The organism is Enterobacter sp. B79-1 (genome assembly GCF_057444735.1).
In genome coordinates this window covers 107269-122898 of record NZ_JBYAZJ010000004.1, presented here as the reverse complement: position 1 = coordinate 122898, position 15630 = coordinate 107269, and the positions used below count along the sequence as shown (strand labels likewise).

General features: G+C 55.3%; 13 protein-coding genes. 6 read left to right on the top strand and 7 right to left on the bottom strand.

Annotation, left to right across the window (positions count from 1 at the left end; translation table 11 throughout):
• From AC2T6E_RS13460 to zupT, 3 genes are all read right to left on the bottom strand, one after another.
• Entirely contained in the window at positions 1-2394 is a 2394-nt protein-coding gene (locus tag AC2T6E_RS13460) for a fimbria/pilus outer membrane usher protein (protein ID WP_486692318.1), read from the bottom strand.
• A 119-nt stretch (positions 2395-2513) separates the two neighbouring features.
• Positions 2514-3074, bottom strand: coding sequence for a fimbrial protein (locus AC2T6E_RS13455; RefSeq protein ID WP_316468324.1), 561 nt, complete (start codon positions 3072-3074; stop codon positions 2514-2516).
• Positions 3075-3347: 273 nt separating this feature from the next.
• Positions 3348-4121 (bottom strand): zinc transporter ZupT, encoded by a 774-nt coding sequence (zupT, locus tag AC2T6E_RS13450; protein WP_126545237.1) that lies wholly within the window; start codon positions 4119-4121, stop codon positions 3348-3350.
• Between the two features lie 131 nt (positions 4122-4252).
• On the opposite strand from zupT, the gene ygiD reads away from it, so the two are divergent.
• Positions 4253-5041 carry a 4,5-DOPA-extradiol-dioxygenase gene (gene ygiD, locus AC2T6E_RS13445; protein ID WP_316383052.1) on the top strand — a complete coding sequence of 263 codons (789 nt, stop codon included), beginning with the start codon at positions 4253-4255 and terminating at the stop codon, positions 5039-5041.
• Between the two features lie 82 nt (positions 5042-5123).
• On the opposite strand, the gene AC2T6E_RS13440 is transcribed toward ygiD, so the two are convergent.
• The 3 genes from AC2T6E_RS13440 to tolC form a co-directional block, all read right to left on the bottom strand.
• The gene (locus AC2T6E_RS13440) at positions 5124-6284 is read right to left on the bottom strand and encodes a glutathionylspermidine synthase family protein (protein WP_486692134.1); all 1161 of its coding nucleotides are present in this window, start codon (positions 6282-6284) and stop codon (positions 5124-5126) included.
• A gap of 2 nt (positions 6285-6286) precedes the next feature.
• Positions 6287-6952: a DUF1190 family protein gene (locus tag AC2T6E_RS13435; RefSeq protein WP_010435649.1), complete on the bottom strand. Its 666-nt coding sequence runs from the start codon at positions 6950-6952 to the stop codon at positions 6287-6289.
• A 190-nt stretch (positions 6953-7142) separates the two neighbouring features.
• Positions 7143-8609 (bottom strand): outer membrane channel protein TolC, encoded by a 1467-nt coding sequence (gene tolC / locus AC2T6E_RS13430; RefSeq protein ID WP_182401539.1) that lies wholly within the window; start codon positions 8607-8609, stop codon positions 7143-7145.
• Between the two features lie 203 nt (positions 8610-8812).
• Between tolC and nudF the strand changes: the two genes are divergently transcribed.
• Genes nudF through parE form a run of 5 tightly spaced genes read left to right on the top strand, consistent with a single transcriptional unit; the run spans position 8813 to position 13221 of the window.
• Positions 8813-9445 (top strand): ADP-ribose diphosphatase, encoded by a 633-nt coding sequence (nudF, locus tag AC2T6E_RS13425; protein ID WP_126815540.1) that lies wholly within the window; start codon positions 8813-8815, stop codon positions 9443-9445.
• Positions 9442-9864, top strand: a complete 423-nt coding sequence (locus AC2T6E_RS13420; protein ID WP_126815541.1) for a DUF1249 family protein — start codon at positions 9442-9444, stop codon at positions 9862-9864. Before nudF ends, AC2T6E_RS13420 begins: the two co-directional genes overlap by 4 nt.
• Positions 9865-9891: 27 nt before the next feature.
• The gene (gene cpdA, locus AC2T6E_RS13415; protein ID WP_042714985.1) at positions 9892-10719 is read left to right on the top strand and encodes a 3',5'-cyclic-AMP phosphodiesterase; all 828 of its coding nucleotides are present in this window, start codon (positions 9892-9894) and stop codon (positions 10717-10719) included.
• A complete protein-coding gene (gene yqiA / locus AC2T6E_RS13410; protein WP_108416220.1) occupies positions 10719-11300 on the top strand; it encodes an esterase YqiA in 582 nt (193 codons plus the stop codon). Before cpdA ends, yqiA begins: the two co-directional genes overlap by 1 nt.
• 28 nt (positions 11301-11328) lie before the next feature.
• Complete coding sequence (gene parE, locus AC2T6E_RS13405) at positions 11329-13221, top strand: DNA topoisomerase IV subunit B (protein ID WP_029740698.1); 1893 nt, start codon at positions 11329-11331, stop codon at positions 13219-13221.
• Between the two features lie 126 nt (positions 13222-13347).
• Here the strand turns inward: parE and AC2T6E_RS13400 are convergent, their stop codons facing one another.
• Complete coding sequence (locus AC2T6E_RS13400; protein ID WP_486692128.1) at positions 13348-15477, bottom strand: TonB-dependent siderophore receptor; 2130 nt, start codon at positions 15475-15477, stop codon at positions 13348-13350.
• Positions 15478-15630: the final 153 nt, after the last annotated feature.

Here is a 15630-nt window from a genome sequence, read left to right as displayed (position 1 = left end):
TTACTGACATGGCAGTATCAACTGCATACTGTTTTCAAGGTGTGAAGGTAACGCGAAGCGACACTGCTGATTGTCTCCCCACGTTACGCGGAACTGTTGTTCTGGCTCTACGGCACCGAGCCAGACGTGGCCGTCATCGGCGACCATGGCAATCTGCCGGTCGTTTTCCTGCAGGCGAACAACCGCACCCAGCGGCGGCGTGCCGGATGCGGTGCGTAAGATGCCTGCAATATCGTTGCCTGCACGCGTGGCAATCTGACGGAATCCAATCGCGCCTTCTGTCCAGGTTGAGGTGACGACGCGGGTGTCCACGTCCACGCCATCGGGCAGGTTGTTCATATTGACCTGCACGCTGGAGGGCGAATAGCTGGAGATGGACGGTAAAACGCCAATGCCAAACCGGTTTGTTTCATCCCGCGACATGTTCAGCGGGATGTTGCCTACGCCGTCGGTGCTGACCATCACGCGCGGTTCATTACCGTAGCTGCGGCGGTGCAGGGCGGCACCTTTCGCCGTTGCAGTCAACGAGCCGTTCCAGCTGGCGCTCAGGGAATTGTATTCATTAGCCTTATAGCTCCCGGAAAGATTCAGATCGCCATAAGGGGAATAATGTTGATAGTTGCCGCCCACCTGCGCACCAGCATCTGACTTCTCGCTCTCGGTGCCTGCGGAAACACCCCAGGTATTATTGCGGTCTGATGTGTCGTACCACGACACGTTCTGGCTCAGGTTGTCGCTGTTGCGCAGGTCGTAATTCAGTCGATGATCGGGATCGAGCGGCACGCTCAATGAGAGATAGAACTGCGTATCGTCGTCTTCATCTTCATAATGCGTTTTACTCCACGACAGGGTGACGCCCAGGTTTTTCCAGCGACCCAGGTCAAAGTTGTAGCCAGCGGTCACGCTGCCCGTTGTGGAAGGCGAGTCGTTCCACCAGGTTTGACGCAGCATGTTTACATAGAGATTGAGTGATAATGCCGAAATGTACTGGCTGGCCGTCACGCTGAGCGTCTGTTTTTCGGACTGCCGGTCGTTATTGTCATCATCCAGAAAACGGGCGTAGCTCAGGAACTGAGGGTCTGAGTAGCGATAGCTGGCGAGCGTAAGCTGACTGCCTGTGGTATCGAAACGTTTACTGTAGTTAAAGCGGTAGCTATAGCCCGTTTGGCTATTCTGATTGGGCAACTGGCTGGTCGCCTGTGTGACGTCAAAAGAGAGGGCACCCAGGTACTCCATGTTTTGTCCGATGCCGGCGGCGACGGATCGGTAATGGTCGCCATCGGCGAGCGTACCGCCATAGAGGGAGGTTTGTGACAGCATCCCCCACGAGAATTCACCGCTCAGAAACGCGTTATCTTCAACGTCATGCGAGGCGTCTTTGCGCGCTTTCCCGGTCGCCAGCTTGTAGCGAACCTGACCTTTGCGGGTTAAAAACGGGACCGATTCTGCAGAGACCTGGAAGGTGCTGACGCGCCCGTCTTCTTCCGTTACTTTGACATCCAGCGTGCCCTGTACAGACTGGTTAAGATCCTGAATTACAAAGGGACCGGGCGGGACCTTGCTCTGGTAAATCACGCGATCGGCAAGGCTGACGGTGACCGTGGCGTTGGTTTGCGCTATCCCGGTAATTTGTGGCGCGTAACCCCGTAGCGACCACGGCAGCATGCGCTCATCGCTAATCAGGGATGCACCGGTATAGGTGAAAGCATCAAAAATAGCGGACTGGAAATCTGTTTCCCCTAGCGTAAGTTTGGCGCCGAGCGACGGGAGAGGGCGGAACATATAGACACGTGAAAAGCGACCATCATTTTCTGAACCCGTGTCAGTATGGGTTTGCGTGTACTGATAATCGCTGCGCAGCCGCCAGGCACCCATATTGGCACCCACCGTTCCGTAAGTGTTCGCATTGTCGGTACTGCTGCCATCATTTGGCTGATAATGGCTGGCAAAAATGTTGTAATCCAGCAGCACGCCGGGCACGCCGTTTTCCCAGGTTGAGGGCGGCATCCAGTCGGCAGCGCGGTACTGTAGCCACGCCTGGGGGATAGTGACTTTTAATGTTTGGCTGGCTTGCTCAAAGGTAAATTTAATATCCGGTTTGGACGTAAAGTCGACGCACCCGTCTTTTTTAGGTAATGCGCTACGGATGGAGTCTTGAAGTGCAAACGTATCGGCCAGCTCGGGGGGAATACAGACTTGTACACTATTTTTTATCTCCCGCCAACGAAGCTCCCAGCCGTTCGCCAGCGGAATATCATTAATTGAAACGCTAACGAAATAGTTGCCTGGCGTGACGGATATTTGATCTTTAAAAAGGGATAAATCAACGCTGCCACGCTGATCTTTATCAATGGCATTGATGTTGAATTCGGTAGCGGAGCCAATGTTCGTCATTAACAGGGACGTAATAATAATTATCCATTGTAATTTATATGTCATCGTCCTGTTACTCAAAAAATATAGATTGCCGGCTGCATTAAATGCCAGCCGGTTTATACCGTGACGTGATGTTATTATTTGTACATCAGAACATAGTTGGCAGTTGCTTCAACCTGACCCGCCGTAGCGGTTTTGCCTGCAAGCACTTCCATTAATGCTTTGAAGTGAAGAGTCTGAGTCGTTGAACCTGCCAGCAGGGCAACTTCATTAGCTGCGCCCAGCGTAATGTTGGCTTCGGCGTTATCCAGCAGACGAACGCCAACGTTCTGGGCACCGCTTGCATAGGTGTTGCTCATCAGGCTGGTGTCAGTTGCGTCTGTTGCTGCGCTGGTGAAGGTGACATCGACTTTGGTAATTGGAGTGTCAGTCTCGTCGGCCGGATCGTCAAGCTGGCAGTTTTCCAGATTGATATCAACCGGAACAGCGGTAGATTTCTTGTTGGCATTGATAACTGCTGTGGTCACTTCACCGAGATCCACTTCTTTATCAACGCTATCTGGTGCAATGTTGCAAGGCGCATCAATAACTACACCTTTAAATTTGATTTTGCCAGAACCCTGATCGTCAGCAAATGCAGAACCCGAGACAATGGCAGTCATTGCAACCGCTAACAGTACTTTTTTACCCATATGCATGAAAATATCCTTTTTCAAATGAATTCATAAACTGAATATTAAATTTCAGAATACTCGCAAAGTATACGGGCTAAAGAGGTGAGGGGGGGATTAAATTGGCTAAAACTCATTTTAAGGAAATATTAAATTATAATTACTGGTTATTGTAAGCGGTGCATATAGTTACTGTTTTACCCGGAGATATTCGAAATAATTAAAGAGAATAAAAATAATGTAGATTGTCTTCGACAAAATAAGGAAATAATGCCTCCGCGTTTAACGGAGGCAAAACGCTCAACCAATACCTGCTGTTTGCAGCAACACCAGGCTCAGGCCCATCACCGACATCCCGCACAGTACGCCATAGCTGGGGTTGTTATTCGGATCGATCTCTTTTGCCAGCGGCATCAGTTCATCCACAGAGAGGGCGACCATAATCCCCGCGACCGCCGCCATAATGGCTGCCATCACGACCGGAGACACCAGGCTGCCGAGGATCAGCCACGCCAGCACCCCGCCGAGGATTTCGGCCATCCCGGAGATCCCCGCCCAGAATACGGCCGTGCGTTTTGAGCCGGTCGCAGCATAAACCGGTCCGGCAACGGCCAGTCCTTCAGGGATATTGTGTAAGGCCACCGCCAGGGCGATGCCAAAGCCCATCTCCAGATTGCTGCTGGCCGTCACGTAGGTGGCGACCCCCTCCGGGAAGTTATGCAGGCTGATACCGAGCGTCAGCAGAATGGCGGTACGCTTGATATTGCGCGGCAGGGGGGTAACGTTTTTCTGCATTAAATCCTGCGGATGTGCATGAGGCAGCATGCGGTCGAGGGCAAAGTAGCCCAGCAGGCCCAGTACAAACATGCCGTAGCCCAGAATGGGCGACATGCCCCTGGTACCCAGTGCCGCAGGGAGCATCTCCATTAACGAGATGAGCAGCATAATCCCGGCGGCAAAGCCCAGTGAGAAGGCCAGCACGCGATTAGATGGTTTTTGTCCGAGCACGCCGAGGATCGCGCCAATAAAGGTGGCTGCCCCCGCCAGTATTGTCAGAATTAAAGGTACTGACATTCATCCCTCCTTACGCTGTTCCTGATATTCAAATTTCCTGATGATGATCTTCATGCTTATCTGCGTTTATCTGCACGCGATCGCGCGTAATGTAGCACCATCAAATTGCCAATATCTCTAAGGATATCACCATGACTTCTTCACGTATGCCAGCACTGTTTTTAGGCCACGGTAGCCCAATGAACGTTCTGGAAGATAACGTCTATACCCGCGCCTGGCGTCATCTGGGCGAGACGTTGCCGCGTCCGAAGGCGATTGTGGTGGTATCTGCACACTGGTTTACCCGTGGTACGGGCGTCACCGCGATGGAAGCACCAAAGACCATCCATGATTTCGGCGGCTTCCCGCAGGCGCTGTACGACACGCATTATCCTGCGCCGGGTTCGCCTGAACTGGCGCAACAGCTGGTTGATTTACTGGCTCCCGTCCCGGTCACGCTGGATAAAGAAGCCTGGGGTTTTGACCACGGCTCCTGGGGCGTGCTGATTAAGATGTACCCGGATGCCGATATCCCAATGGTGCAGTTGAGCATCGACAGCACCAAACCTGCCGCCTGGCATCTGGAGATGGGCCGCAAGCTGGCAACCCTGCGTGATGAAGGCATCATGCTGGTGGCGAGTGGCAACGTGGTGCATAACCTGCGTACGGCACGCTGGCACGGTGAGAACACGCCGTACCCGTGGGCGACCTCATTTAACGACTACGTCAAAGCAAACCTGACGTGGCAAGGCCCGAGTGAGGCGCATCCGCTGGTGAACTATCTGGATCACGAAGGCGGCTCGCTCTCTAACCCGACCCCGGAGCACTTCCTGCCGCTGCTGTATGTGCTTGGCGCGTGGGATGGCCAGGAACCGATTACGATCCCGGTCGACGGGATTGAGATGGGGAGTTTAAGTATGCTGTCGGTGCAGATTGGGTAAAAACGTGCCGGGTGGCGGCTTCGCCTTACCCGGCCTACATGTCGCGCGTAGGCCCGGTAAGCGTAGCGCCACCGGGCAAGTCTTACTCAATAAAAATATGCGGATAAAACCGTGACAGATCCTGGGTGATCAGCGCGCGATCTTCGCGAATACCAATCCCGGCTGGCTGATCGTTGATGAGCCAACTGCCAATCAGGGTATAGCTGTCGCCAAACTTCGGCAGTTGCCAGAACTCCTGGACGATCATCCCTTCTTCGCCGTAAGGTCCTTCAACCGCTTCCAGCGTTTTGCCGTTTTCGACGATGGAGACGTTTGCCCCCTCGCGGGAGAAGATCGGCTTAACGACGTATTTTTCCATTTGTGGGTGATCGTCTTCCGCAAAGTACGCCGCCAGCAGGTTAGGGTGGTTCGGGAACATTTCCCACAGCATCGGCAGCAGGGCTTTGTTGGAGATAATGCTCTTCCAGGCCGGCTCCAGCCAGCGCACGCCAGCGTCTTCCAGCTTGGTGGAGAACATCTCGCGCAGCATGTACTCCCACGGGTAGAGCTTGAACAGGTTGCTGATGATCTGGTCCTGCGTGTCGGTAAACTGACCTTTCTCCCCCAGACCAATATCTTCGATATAGAGGAACTCTGTCGCCACTTCCGCTTCTGCTGCGCAATCCTGCAGATACTGCACCGTTCCACGGTCTTCTTCCGTATCGCGACAGCAGGCAAGGTGCAGCAGGTTGAAGCCGTGCTGTTCGCGCAGTTCGGCGAAGCGCTCAATCAGCTTTTCCTGCAGGCTGTTGAACTGGTCGCTCCCTTCCGGCAGGTTTCCAGCATTGATTTGATCTTCCAGCCAAATCCACTGGAAGAACGCGGCTTCGTACAGCGAGGTTGGGGTATCCGCGTTGTTCTCAAGCAGCTTAGGTTCGCCCACGCCATCCCATGCCAGATCGAGACGAGAGTAAAGCGACGGCTGGCTGGTTTTCCATGATTGACGAACAAAACTCCAGGTGTGCTTCGGGATGCGGAATTTGGTCATCAGCTCATCGCTGTCGATAACCTTCTCGACAACCCTCAGGCACATCTGGTGCAGCTCTGCGGTTACCTCTTCCAGCTTTTCAACCTGGGCAAGCGTGAGCTTATAGTAAGCATCCTCACACCAGTACGGCTCGCCGTACATGGTATGGAAGTTAAAACCGTACTCGGTGGCCTTTTCGCGCCAGTCCGGGCGCTCGACAATACTGACTCGTTCCATGATCAGCCGCCCATTGAGCGAGTCGAAGACCCGGTCGCGCTGCGCTGCATGGTGGTTTGTTTCGCCACAGATTCACCAAAGCCACCGCGGGTGATGGTGCTGGTGGTTGCTGGCTTAGGTGCCATCGCCGTTTTAGGCACGGTCGTGGTACGGCCAGGCGTTGCTGCACCGTAGTTTTTACCGGTGGCGTCGGTGTATTTACCGTATGCCGGGCTGTTTGGGTTTTTGGAACTAAACAGCGGCTGCTGCTGGTAGCCCGCGCCGCCGCTCATCATGCGGCCCATCATGTAGCCCGCCATCAGCGGCATCCAGAAGCTGCCGCTGGACTGCGCCTGCGCCTGGTTTTCCGGTGCCATGCCTGCCTGAGCAGGCGCCTGCTGGCACTGGCCTTCGCCGAATTCCGCCACGCAGTCTTCGCGCGAAGCATATTTCGGTGCGGTACGTTCCGCTTCTTTCAGCGCGCTGTTATAAGCCGTCGTACATTCCGCGGCTTTACCGGTTGCGGCCGAGCAGTCGTCCGCGTTTTGATACATCGAGACCGTTTCGTCGCTTTGCTCACAGCCTGCCAGCATAAAGACGGCGGTGACCGCCAGTGCAACAGGGGTGAGGTGACGTGCGTTCCAGCTTTTGCGGAACGACGCGTGATTCATTGTTTTTGTCCGTTTCATGTTTGTCTTCCAGGACCCAGTGGTAATAACGCTCAGGATAGAGGATGAGTGGTTGAAAATGAAGCGAAGAGGGGCGGAATCAGGGGGATCTTTACGTTGGCTTACGTTCGAGTGTGATTCAGATGCTCCCTCTCCCTGTGGGAGAGGGCCGGGGTGAGGGCATCAGGCCGCAGTGGGCCTGATGACACTCTTAGTTACGGAACGGATTGCTGCCGGTGTTGGTACGTGCTGCCGCTGGTTGTGCAGCAGGCGCGCTGCCTTCAGCGTTGTAGTTATCCACCGCGGCAACCTGCTGCGGGTTCTCCGGTGCAACGCTTTCCGGTGACGTCGACACTGGTTTGCCCAGCGTGCTGTTCAGCATCTGCAGATCCTGCTCGTTAAGCGTACCCAGAGCCTGCTTGATATTCAGCTGGTTAATCAGGTACTGGTAACGCGCGCTGGAGAGCTGCTGTTTCGCGTTGTACAGCGTGGTGGTCGCGTCCAGAACGTCAACGATGGTACGGGTACCGACGGAGTAGCCCGCTTCGTTCGCATCCAGAGAGCTCTGGGCAGAGACAACGGCCTGTTTATACGCGTTGATGCTGCTGATCGAGGCGTTCACGTTGTTGAAGGAGGAACGCACGGTCTGCACCACGTTGCGGTGGGCGCTTTCCAGCTGCTCGCTCGCGCCAACAAAGTTGTACTGCGCCTGTTTCACCTGCGAGTTAACCTGACCGCCCTGGTACAGCGGCAGAGAGAAGCTCAGGCCCACTTTGTTCTGGCCCATATTGCTGTCGTCATACTGGGACGTATTGGTTTTAGAGCCGCTATAGCTGGTATCAGAGACACCGGTTGACGCGCTCAGGCTCAGGGTTGGCAGGTGGCCGTCCTGCGCCTGACGGATTTGTTCGCGGGCCAGGTCCTGGCTCAGACGCGCCTGCAATAACGCCAGGTTGCGGTTTTCCGCCTCTTTCAGCAGGGCGTTTACGGCCTGCGGTTTATCCGTTTTAAAGCTGTCCACGTTCAGGGACGCCAGCTCTGGATAGTAGTTACCGGTGACCTGACGCAGGGATTCCAGCGCGTTATCGAGGTTGTTACGGGCAGTCACCTCGTTAGCCAGCACGGTGTCGTACTGTGAGCGGGCGTTCTGCACGTCAGTAATCGCGACCAGACCCACGTTGAAACGCTGGGTCGTTTGATCTAACTGACGGTAAACCGCCTGTTTCTGCGCTTCGGTATAGGAGAGTGCGTCAATCGCGCTCAGCACGTTGAAGTACGCGGTGGCGGTATTGAGGATCAGCGTCTGCTGATCGGTCTGATACGTCACATCCTGAATACCCGCGCTCTTTTCCTGCAGGGTCAGGGCGCGCCATTTGGACATGTCAAACAGCGTCTGGGTTAACTGCAGTGATGCGCTGGTGGCATTGGAGTTAACGCCGTTAGCGTCGCGGAAACCGTTGCTGTAGGTGTAATCTGCACCTAAACCTAACTGCGGCAGCAAGGGGCTACGCGCTTCGTTAATCTTTTCAAACGCAGCATCACGATCGGCCGCTGATTTACGTAAATCAGGGTTGCCCAGACGTGCCTGCTGGTAGACCTGTAACAGGTTTTCCGCCTGGCTCATTGCACTGAAGCCCGTCAGGCTCAGGCCGATAAGGATGGGGAGCAATTTCTTCATTTGCATTCCTTGTTGTGAAGCAGTATTAGCGCTGATCTAATTAAAAATAATTGCCGATTCTAACAGAATCATCCACACCAAAAGGTTGGCGTTACGTGCCATCTGGCGGTAATTTGCACCAATCTATCATATAGCCTTACAAACGGCAGCCAAACAGCCTTGAAATTCATCATTTCATCACCATTGCTACCAGGACATGATTTATGCAAAAAACAGAGAAGTTGCCCGTCACATTCGCCAAAAACGATGTAGAAATTATTGCACGAGAAACGCTTTATAGCGGTTTTTTTTCAATGGAACTTTACCGTTTCAGGCATCGCCTGTTTAACGGCGAGATGAGCGGCGAAATCAAACGCGAAATTTTTGAGCGCGGGCATGCTGCAGTCTTGCTACCCTTTGACCCAGTGCGTGATGAAGTGGTGCTGGTTGAGCAGATCCGCATCGCCGCTTATGACGTTAGCGAAAGCCCGTGGCTGCTGGAGATGGTGGCCGGGATGATTGAAGAGGGCGAATCGGTCGAGGACGTCGCCCGGCGCGAAGCGCTGGAAGAGGCGGGTCTGGTTGTCGGGAGAACAAAGCCCGTGCTCAGCTATCTGGCAAGCCCGGGTGGCACAAGTGAACGCTTATCCATTATGGTGGGCGAAGTGGACGCCACGACCGCGGAAGGGATCCACGGTCTGGCAGATGAAAACGAAGATATTCGGGTTCATGTGGTGAGCCGGGAACAGGCCTACCAGTGGGTAGAAGAGGGGAAAATCGACAACGCAGCGTCTGTCATCGCCCTGCAATGGCTGCAACTGCATTATCAGACATTACGAAACGAGTGGAAAAAATGAAGCGCTATACACCTGACTTCCCAGAAATGATGCGCCTGTGCGAAACCAATTTCGCACAGCTGCGCCGCCTGCTGCCGCGAAACGACGCACCCGGCGAAACGGTAAGCTATCAGGTGAGCAACGCGCAGTATCGGTTAACGATAACAGAATCAACGCGCTACACTACGCTGGTAGAGATTGAGCAAACGGCCCCCAACATTAGCTACTGGAGCCTGCCGTCGATGACGGTGCGCCTCTATCACGACGCGATGGTCGCTGAAGTGTGTTCGAGCCAGCAGATCTTTCGCTTCAAAGCGCGGTATGATTACCCGAATAAAAAGTTGCATCAACGCGACGAAAAGCATCAAATTAACCAGTTTTTAGCCGACTGGCTAAGATATTGTTTAGCACATGGAGCAATGGCGATTCCGGTTTGTTAGCGTCATAAACCTACCTAAGGACACCATTTGGAAAGCCTGTTGAACCTGACTGTTGCTGGTGGGGCGCCAGTCAGGATATTACAAATCACCGATACCCACCTTTTTGCCGAAAAGCATGAAACGCTGTTGGGCGTGAATACCTGGGAGAGCTATCAGGCTGTACTCAACGCGATTCACGCCGAAAATCGCGCCTGCGATCTGATTGTCGCAACGGGCGATCTGGCGCAGGATCAGTCCTCCGCGGCCTACCAGCATTTTGCTGAAGGCATCGCGAGCTTCAGCGTGCCCTGCGTATGGCTGCCCGGCAACCATGATTTCCAGCCTGCCATGTACAGTTCGCTCCTGGAGTCGGGTATCTCCCCGGCGAAGTGTGTTTTTGCAGGGGACCACTGGCAAATTTTACTGCTCGACAGCCAGGTCTTTGGCGTCCCGCACGGTGAGTTAAGCGAGTTTCAGCTTGACTGGCTCGAAACCAAACTGGCTGCCGAACCGGCACGCAATACGCTGCTGTTGCTTCATCATCATCCGCTGCCAGCGGGCTGCAGCTGGCTCGATCAACACAGCCTGCGTAACTCAGCGGCGCTGGACAGCGTGCTGGTGAACTTCCCTCGCGTGAAAAATCTGCTGTGCGGACACATTCATCAGGAACAGGATCTCGACTGGAATGGCCGCAGAATGCTCGCCACGCCGTCCACTTGCGTGCAATTTAAGCCGCATTGCGCCAACTTCACCCTGGACACCATCGCACCAGGCTGGCGCTGGCTGGAACTGCATGCCGATGGCAACCTGACGACAGAAGTGTGCCGTTTGTCAGGCGCAAAATTCCGCCCCGATACCGCTTCAGAAGGCTATTGATGTCTACGCTTCTCTATCTTCACGGGTTCAACAGCTCGCCGCGCTCCGCGAAAGCGACGCAGTTTCGCCACTGGCTGAGCGAGCATCATCCGTACGTTGAGATGATTGTCCCGCAACTGCCGCCCTACCCGGCGGAAGCGGCGGAGATGCTGGAATCGATCGTCCTCGAACACGGTGGCGAATCCTTTGGCGTGGTCGGTTCATCGCTGGGAGGATATTACGCCACCTGGCTGTCGCAATGCTTTATGCTGCCTGCAGTGGTGGTTAACCCAGCGGTACGGCCATTTGAGCTGCTGAGGGACTTTCTTGGCGAAAACGAGAACCCCTACACCGGCCAACAATATGTGCTAGAGTCACGCCATATTTACGATCTCAAAGTTATGCAGGTCGACCCGCTCGAAGCGCCGGATCTCATCTGGCTGCTGCAGCAGACGGGTGATGAAGTGCTGGATTACCGCCAGGCAGTGGCGTATTACGCATCCTGCCGCCAGACTATAGAAGAGGGCGGAAACCATGCTTTCACGGGCTTTGAGGATCATTTCACCCAGATTGTCGATTTTCTTGGACTGCACAGCCACTGACAATCAATGCGAATTGCTAGCTTAAATCATGACGCAAACCTATAACGCTGATGCCATTGAGGTACTCACCGGGCTTGAGCCGGTTCGCCGCCGCCCGGGGATGTACACCGATACGACGCGCCCAAACCACTTGGGCCAGGAAGTTATTGATAACAGTGTGGACGAAGCGCTGGCAGGCCATGCCAAACGCGTTGACGTTATCCTTCACGCCGATCAGTCGCTGGAAGTTATCGACGACGGGCGCGGCATGCCGGTGGATATCCACCCGGAAGAGGGCGTGCCTGCCGTTGAGCTGATCCTCTGTCGTCTGCATGCGGGAGGTAAGTTCTCCAACAAAAACTACCAGTTCTCCGGTGGCCTGCACGGCGTGGGCATTTCCGTCGTGAACGCCCTGTCCAAACGCGTGGAAGTGAACGTTCGTCGCGACGGCCAAGTCTATAACATCGCGTTTGAAAACGGCGATAAGGTGCAGGATCTGCAGGTTGTCGGCACGTGCGGCAAACGCAACACCGGCACCAGCGTCCACTTCTGGCCTGACGAAAGCTTCTTCGACAGCCCGCGTTTTTCTGTTTCTCGCCTGACGCACCTGCTGAAAGCCAAAGCGGTGCTGTGTCCGGGCGTGGAAATCACTTTTACAGACCACGTTAACAATACCGCGCAAACCTGGTGCTACGCCGATGGTCTGAACGACTACCTGTGCGAAGCGGTAAACGGCCTGCCAACGCTGCCGGAAAAACCGTTTGTCGGTAACTTTAGCGGCGATACAGAAGCCGTGGACTGGGCGCTTCTGTGGCTGCCGGAAGGCGGCGAGCTGCTGACCGAAAGCTACGTTAACCTGATCCCGACCATGCTGGGCGGTACGCACGTCAACGGCCTGCGTCAGGGGCTGCTGGACGCGATGCGAGAATTCTGCGAATACCGCAACATCCTGCCGCGCGGCGTGAAGCTGTCTGCGGAAGATATCTGGGATCGCTGCGCCTACGTGCTCTCCGTGAAGATGCAGGATCCACAGTTTGCCGGTCAGACCAAAGAGCGTCTGTCGTCACGTCAGTGCGCGGCGTTCGTTTCCGGCGTGGTGAAAGATGCGTTTACCCTGTGGCTGAACCAGAACGTTCAGGCAGCAGAAATGCTGGCTGAAATGGCGATCTCCAGCGCCCAGCGTCGTCTGCGTGCCGCGAAGAAAGTGGTGCGTAAAAAACTGACCAGCGGCCCCGCGCTGCCGGGCAAGCTGGCGGACTGTACCGCGCAGGATCTCAACCGTACCGAGCTGTTCCTCGTGGAAGGGGACTCGGCGGGCGGATCGGCCAAGCAGGCGCGCGATCGTGAATATCAGGCGATCATGCCGCTCAAGGGTAAGATCCTGAATACCTGGGAGGTCTCTTCTGATGAAGTGCTGGCCTCGCAGGAAGTTCACGATATCTCGGTGGCGATCGGCATCGATCCGGACAGCGACGATCTGAGCCAGCTGCGCTACGGCAAAATCTGTATCCTCGCGGATGCGGACTCCGATGGTCTGCACATCGCCACGCTGCTGTGCGCGCTGTTCGTGAAGCACTTCAAAACGCTGGTGAAAAACGGTCACGTTCACGTGGCGCTGCCGCCGCTCTACCGTATCGATCTCGGTAAAGAGGTTTACTACGCGCTGACGGAAGAAGAAAAAGCGGGCGTGCTGGAACAGCTGAAGCGCAAGAAGGGCAAACCGAACGTGCAGCGCTTTAAAGGGCTGGGTGAGATGAACCCGATGCAGCTTCGCGAAACGACGTTGGATCCGAACACGCGCCGTCTGGTACAGCTAACGATCAGCGACGAAGACGAACAGCAAACCAACGCCATGATGGATATGCTCCTTGCCAAGAAACGTTCGGAAGACCGACGTAACTGGCTGCAGGAGAAAGGCGATATGGCGGATATCGAGGCCTGATGCTGAAAAAGCCCTGCGATGCAGGGCTTTTTTTTGCCCGGTGGCGCTGCGCTTACCGGGCCTACGATCGATCCCCTCGCCCCTCTGGGGAGAGGGTTAGGGTGAGGGGAACGCCTCGCACTGACGTCAAAACTCCATCTTCACCGTAAACTGCACTTCGCGCGGATCGCCAATCTGGTTGCCCAGGTTGTTGGTCGCAATGGACGACGTGTAGTAGGTCTTATCAAACAGGTTTTTCACGTTCACCTGCAGCGTCACCGGATACTGCAGCTTCATCTTATACGCCGCAAACGCATCCGCCACGAAATAGCCCGGGAGATAATAATCCGCACCGTTAGTTGCGGAACGACGGCTTACGCCGTGCCCGCCGCCGCCCAGCGTCAGCGTATTCCCGGCAAACGCATTCTGAATATCGTAGGTCAGGAACAGGGAGCCGGTATGGCGCGGCACGTTTGGCAGCGGTTTGCCCGCATAGTCCGGGTCTTCCAGCACCTTCGCGTCGGTATAGCCGTAGCTGGCAATAATGTTGGTGTTCTCAGTCAGCGACCCCGCAAGATCCACTTCTACGCCCTGCGAGCGCACGCGGCCTGCGGTTTTGGCGATGGTTTCATCACCCACGCTTTCGGTGTACAGCACGTTGCGCTTGTGGATATCAAACAGCGCAATATTGGCGGTAATGCCGTCGAAAAGGTCAAACTTAGCACCGATTTCATACGCATTAGACGTTTCCGGCGGCAGGTCGCCGATGTAGCTCGCAATGGACGACTGCGGCATAAACGTCTGGGAATAGTTGGCAAATAGCGAGACTGCCGGGGTGAGCTTGTACACCAGCCCCAGCTTCGGCGTCCACTGGTCGTCGCGGCTGTCGGTATTCACGTTAAACGGACGGCCTTTCCCCGCGTACTGGGTGTAATACTGGTAGCGCAGTCCGGCGACGGCGATCCATTTATCGGTCAGGTACAGCGCGTCCTGCGCGTAGGCGGAGTAGCTCTCCTGCTTAATGGTCTGGTCGCTGTCGGACGCCGAGACGGTGGTGCACTTGTCGAGATTCCCATACGTCGGATTGTAGATATTGAAACCTTTGACGTTCTTACAGCGCATCATATCCGTGCGCAGCAGATCGTAATTCTCATACGACACGCCGGTCAGGATTTCGTTGTAGAAACCGGCGATATCCACGTTCCCCTGCAGATCCGCCCGCGTCGTATGCATCCGCTGGGTTGAGCCTTGGGTGGCATCCACGCGGCGGGTCAGGTTGCCGGTTTTTGAATCGTAGGCCATCACGCGCGCCTGGTTATCGCTGTACTTATCCTGGCTGTAGCTGTAGTCGAACTTCGCAGTCCACTGGCTGTTAAGGCGATACTCCGCGTTGATCTGCGCGAGATCGGACTGCCCGTCGGTGACGTTAAACGATTCGTCGAAGCGGGTTTTGCGATCGACGTCGACAGCTTTTTTGGTGTTGAGATCGAAGATCGTTCCGCGATCGAACGGCGTTTTATAGTCGCGATGCGAATAGAGCACGGTCACGGTGGCGTCATCGCCAAACCAGGTGAGCGACGGGGCGATAAAGGTGCTGCGTTCGGTGCCGAAATTGCGCCAGTAGTCTTCGTCCTGATATTCCCCCGTCAGGCGATACGCCAGACGCGTGCCGTCAATCGGGCCGGTGACGTCAAACTGTCCGGTACCGCCGCCAAAGCTGGTCGAGGTGGCAGAAATCGAGCCGCCGAAGGTTTTCTCCGGGCGTTTGGTGACGACGTTAATCAGGCCGCCGGGGTCAAGAATACCGTACAGGGTTGAGGCCGGGCCTTTCAGCACCTCCACGCGTTCGGTTGAGGCGTTAAAGCTGCGCGGCAGCACGGTGCGCAGGCCGTTGGTCATGATCGAGCCGTCACGGTTCGCGCCAAAACCACGGCGCACAAAGGCATCCTGCGTGCCGCCCAGGGTGTTGGTCTGCACCACGTTGCTGACGTTATACAGCGCCTCGTCGAGCGTGGTCGCGTTTTGGTCTTCCAGCACGTTATTGCTGACGGTATTGACCACCTGCGGGATGTCCAGCATCGGCATGTTGGTCAGCGTGGCGGTGGAGGTGTTCAGGGGCTGATAGCCGCTGGTGGCGTCGAGGGTCGCATTCGGATCGGCGGTAACGGTCAGGGTCTCGCCGTCGTTTGCCGCTGCGTGTACCAAAGGTGCCATAAACAACAGAGAAAAGAGCACGCGCCCTTTTACCCCAGAGAATGAAGGTGTGAACTTAGCCATTACATCTGTTTTCCCAGAATATCCGGCGAAACAATCTTCGCGGAAAAATGTGTGAGTCATTGCCCTTACGGTCTGTTCGTTAGCCTGAATGGCATCGAACTTGTAATTGAGAATCATTCAATCATGCAGAATTGTAGTAGTAAATGGAAAAAG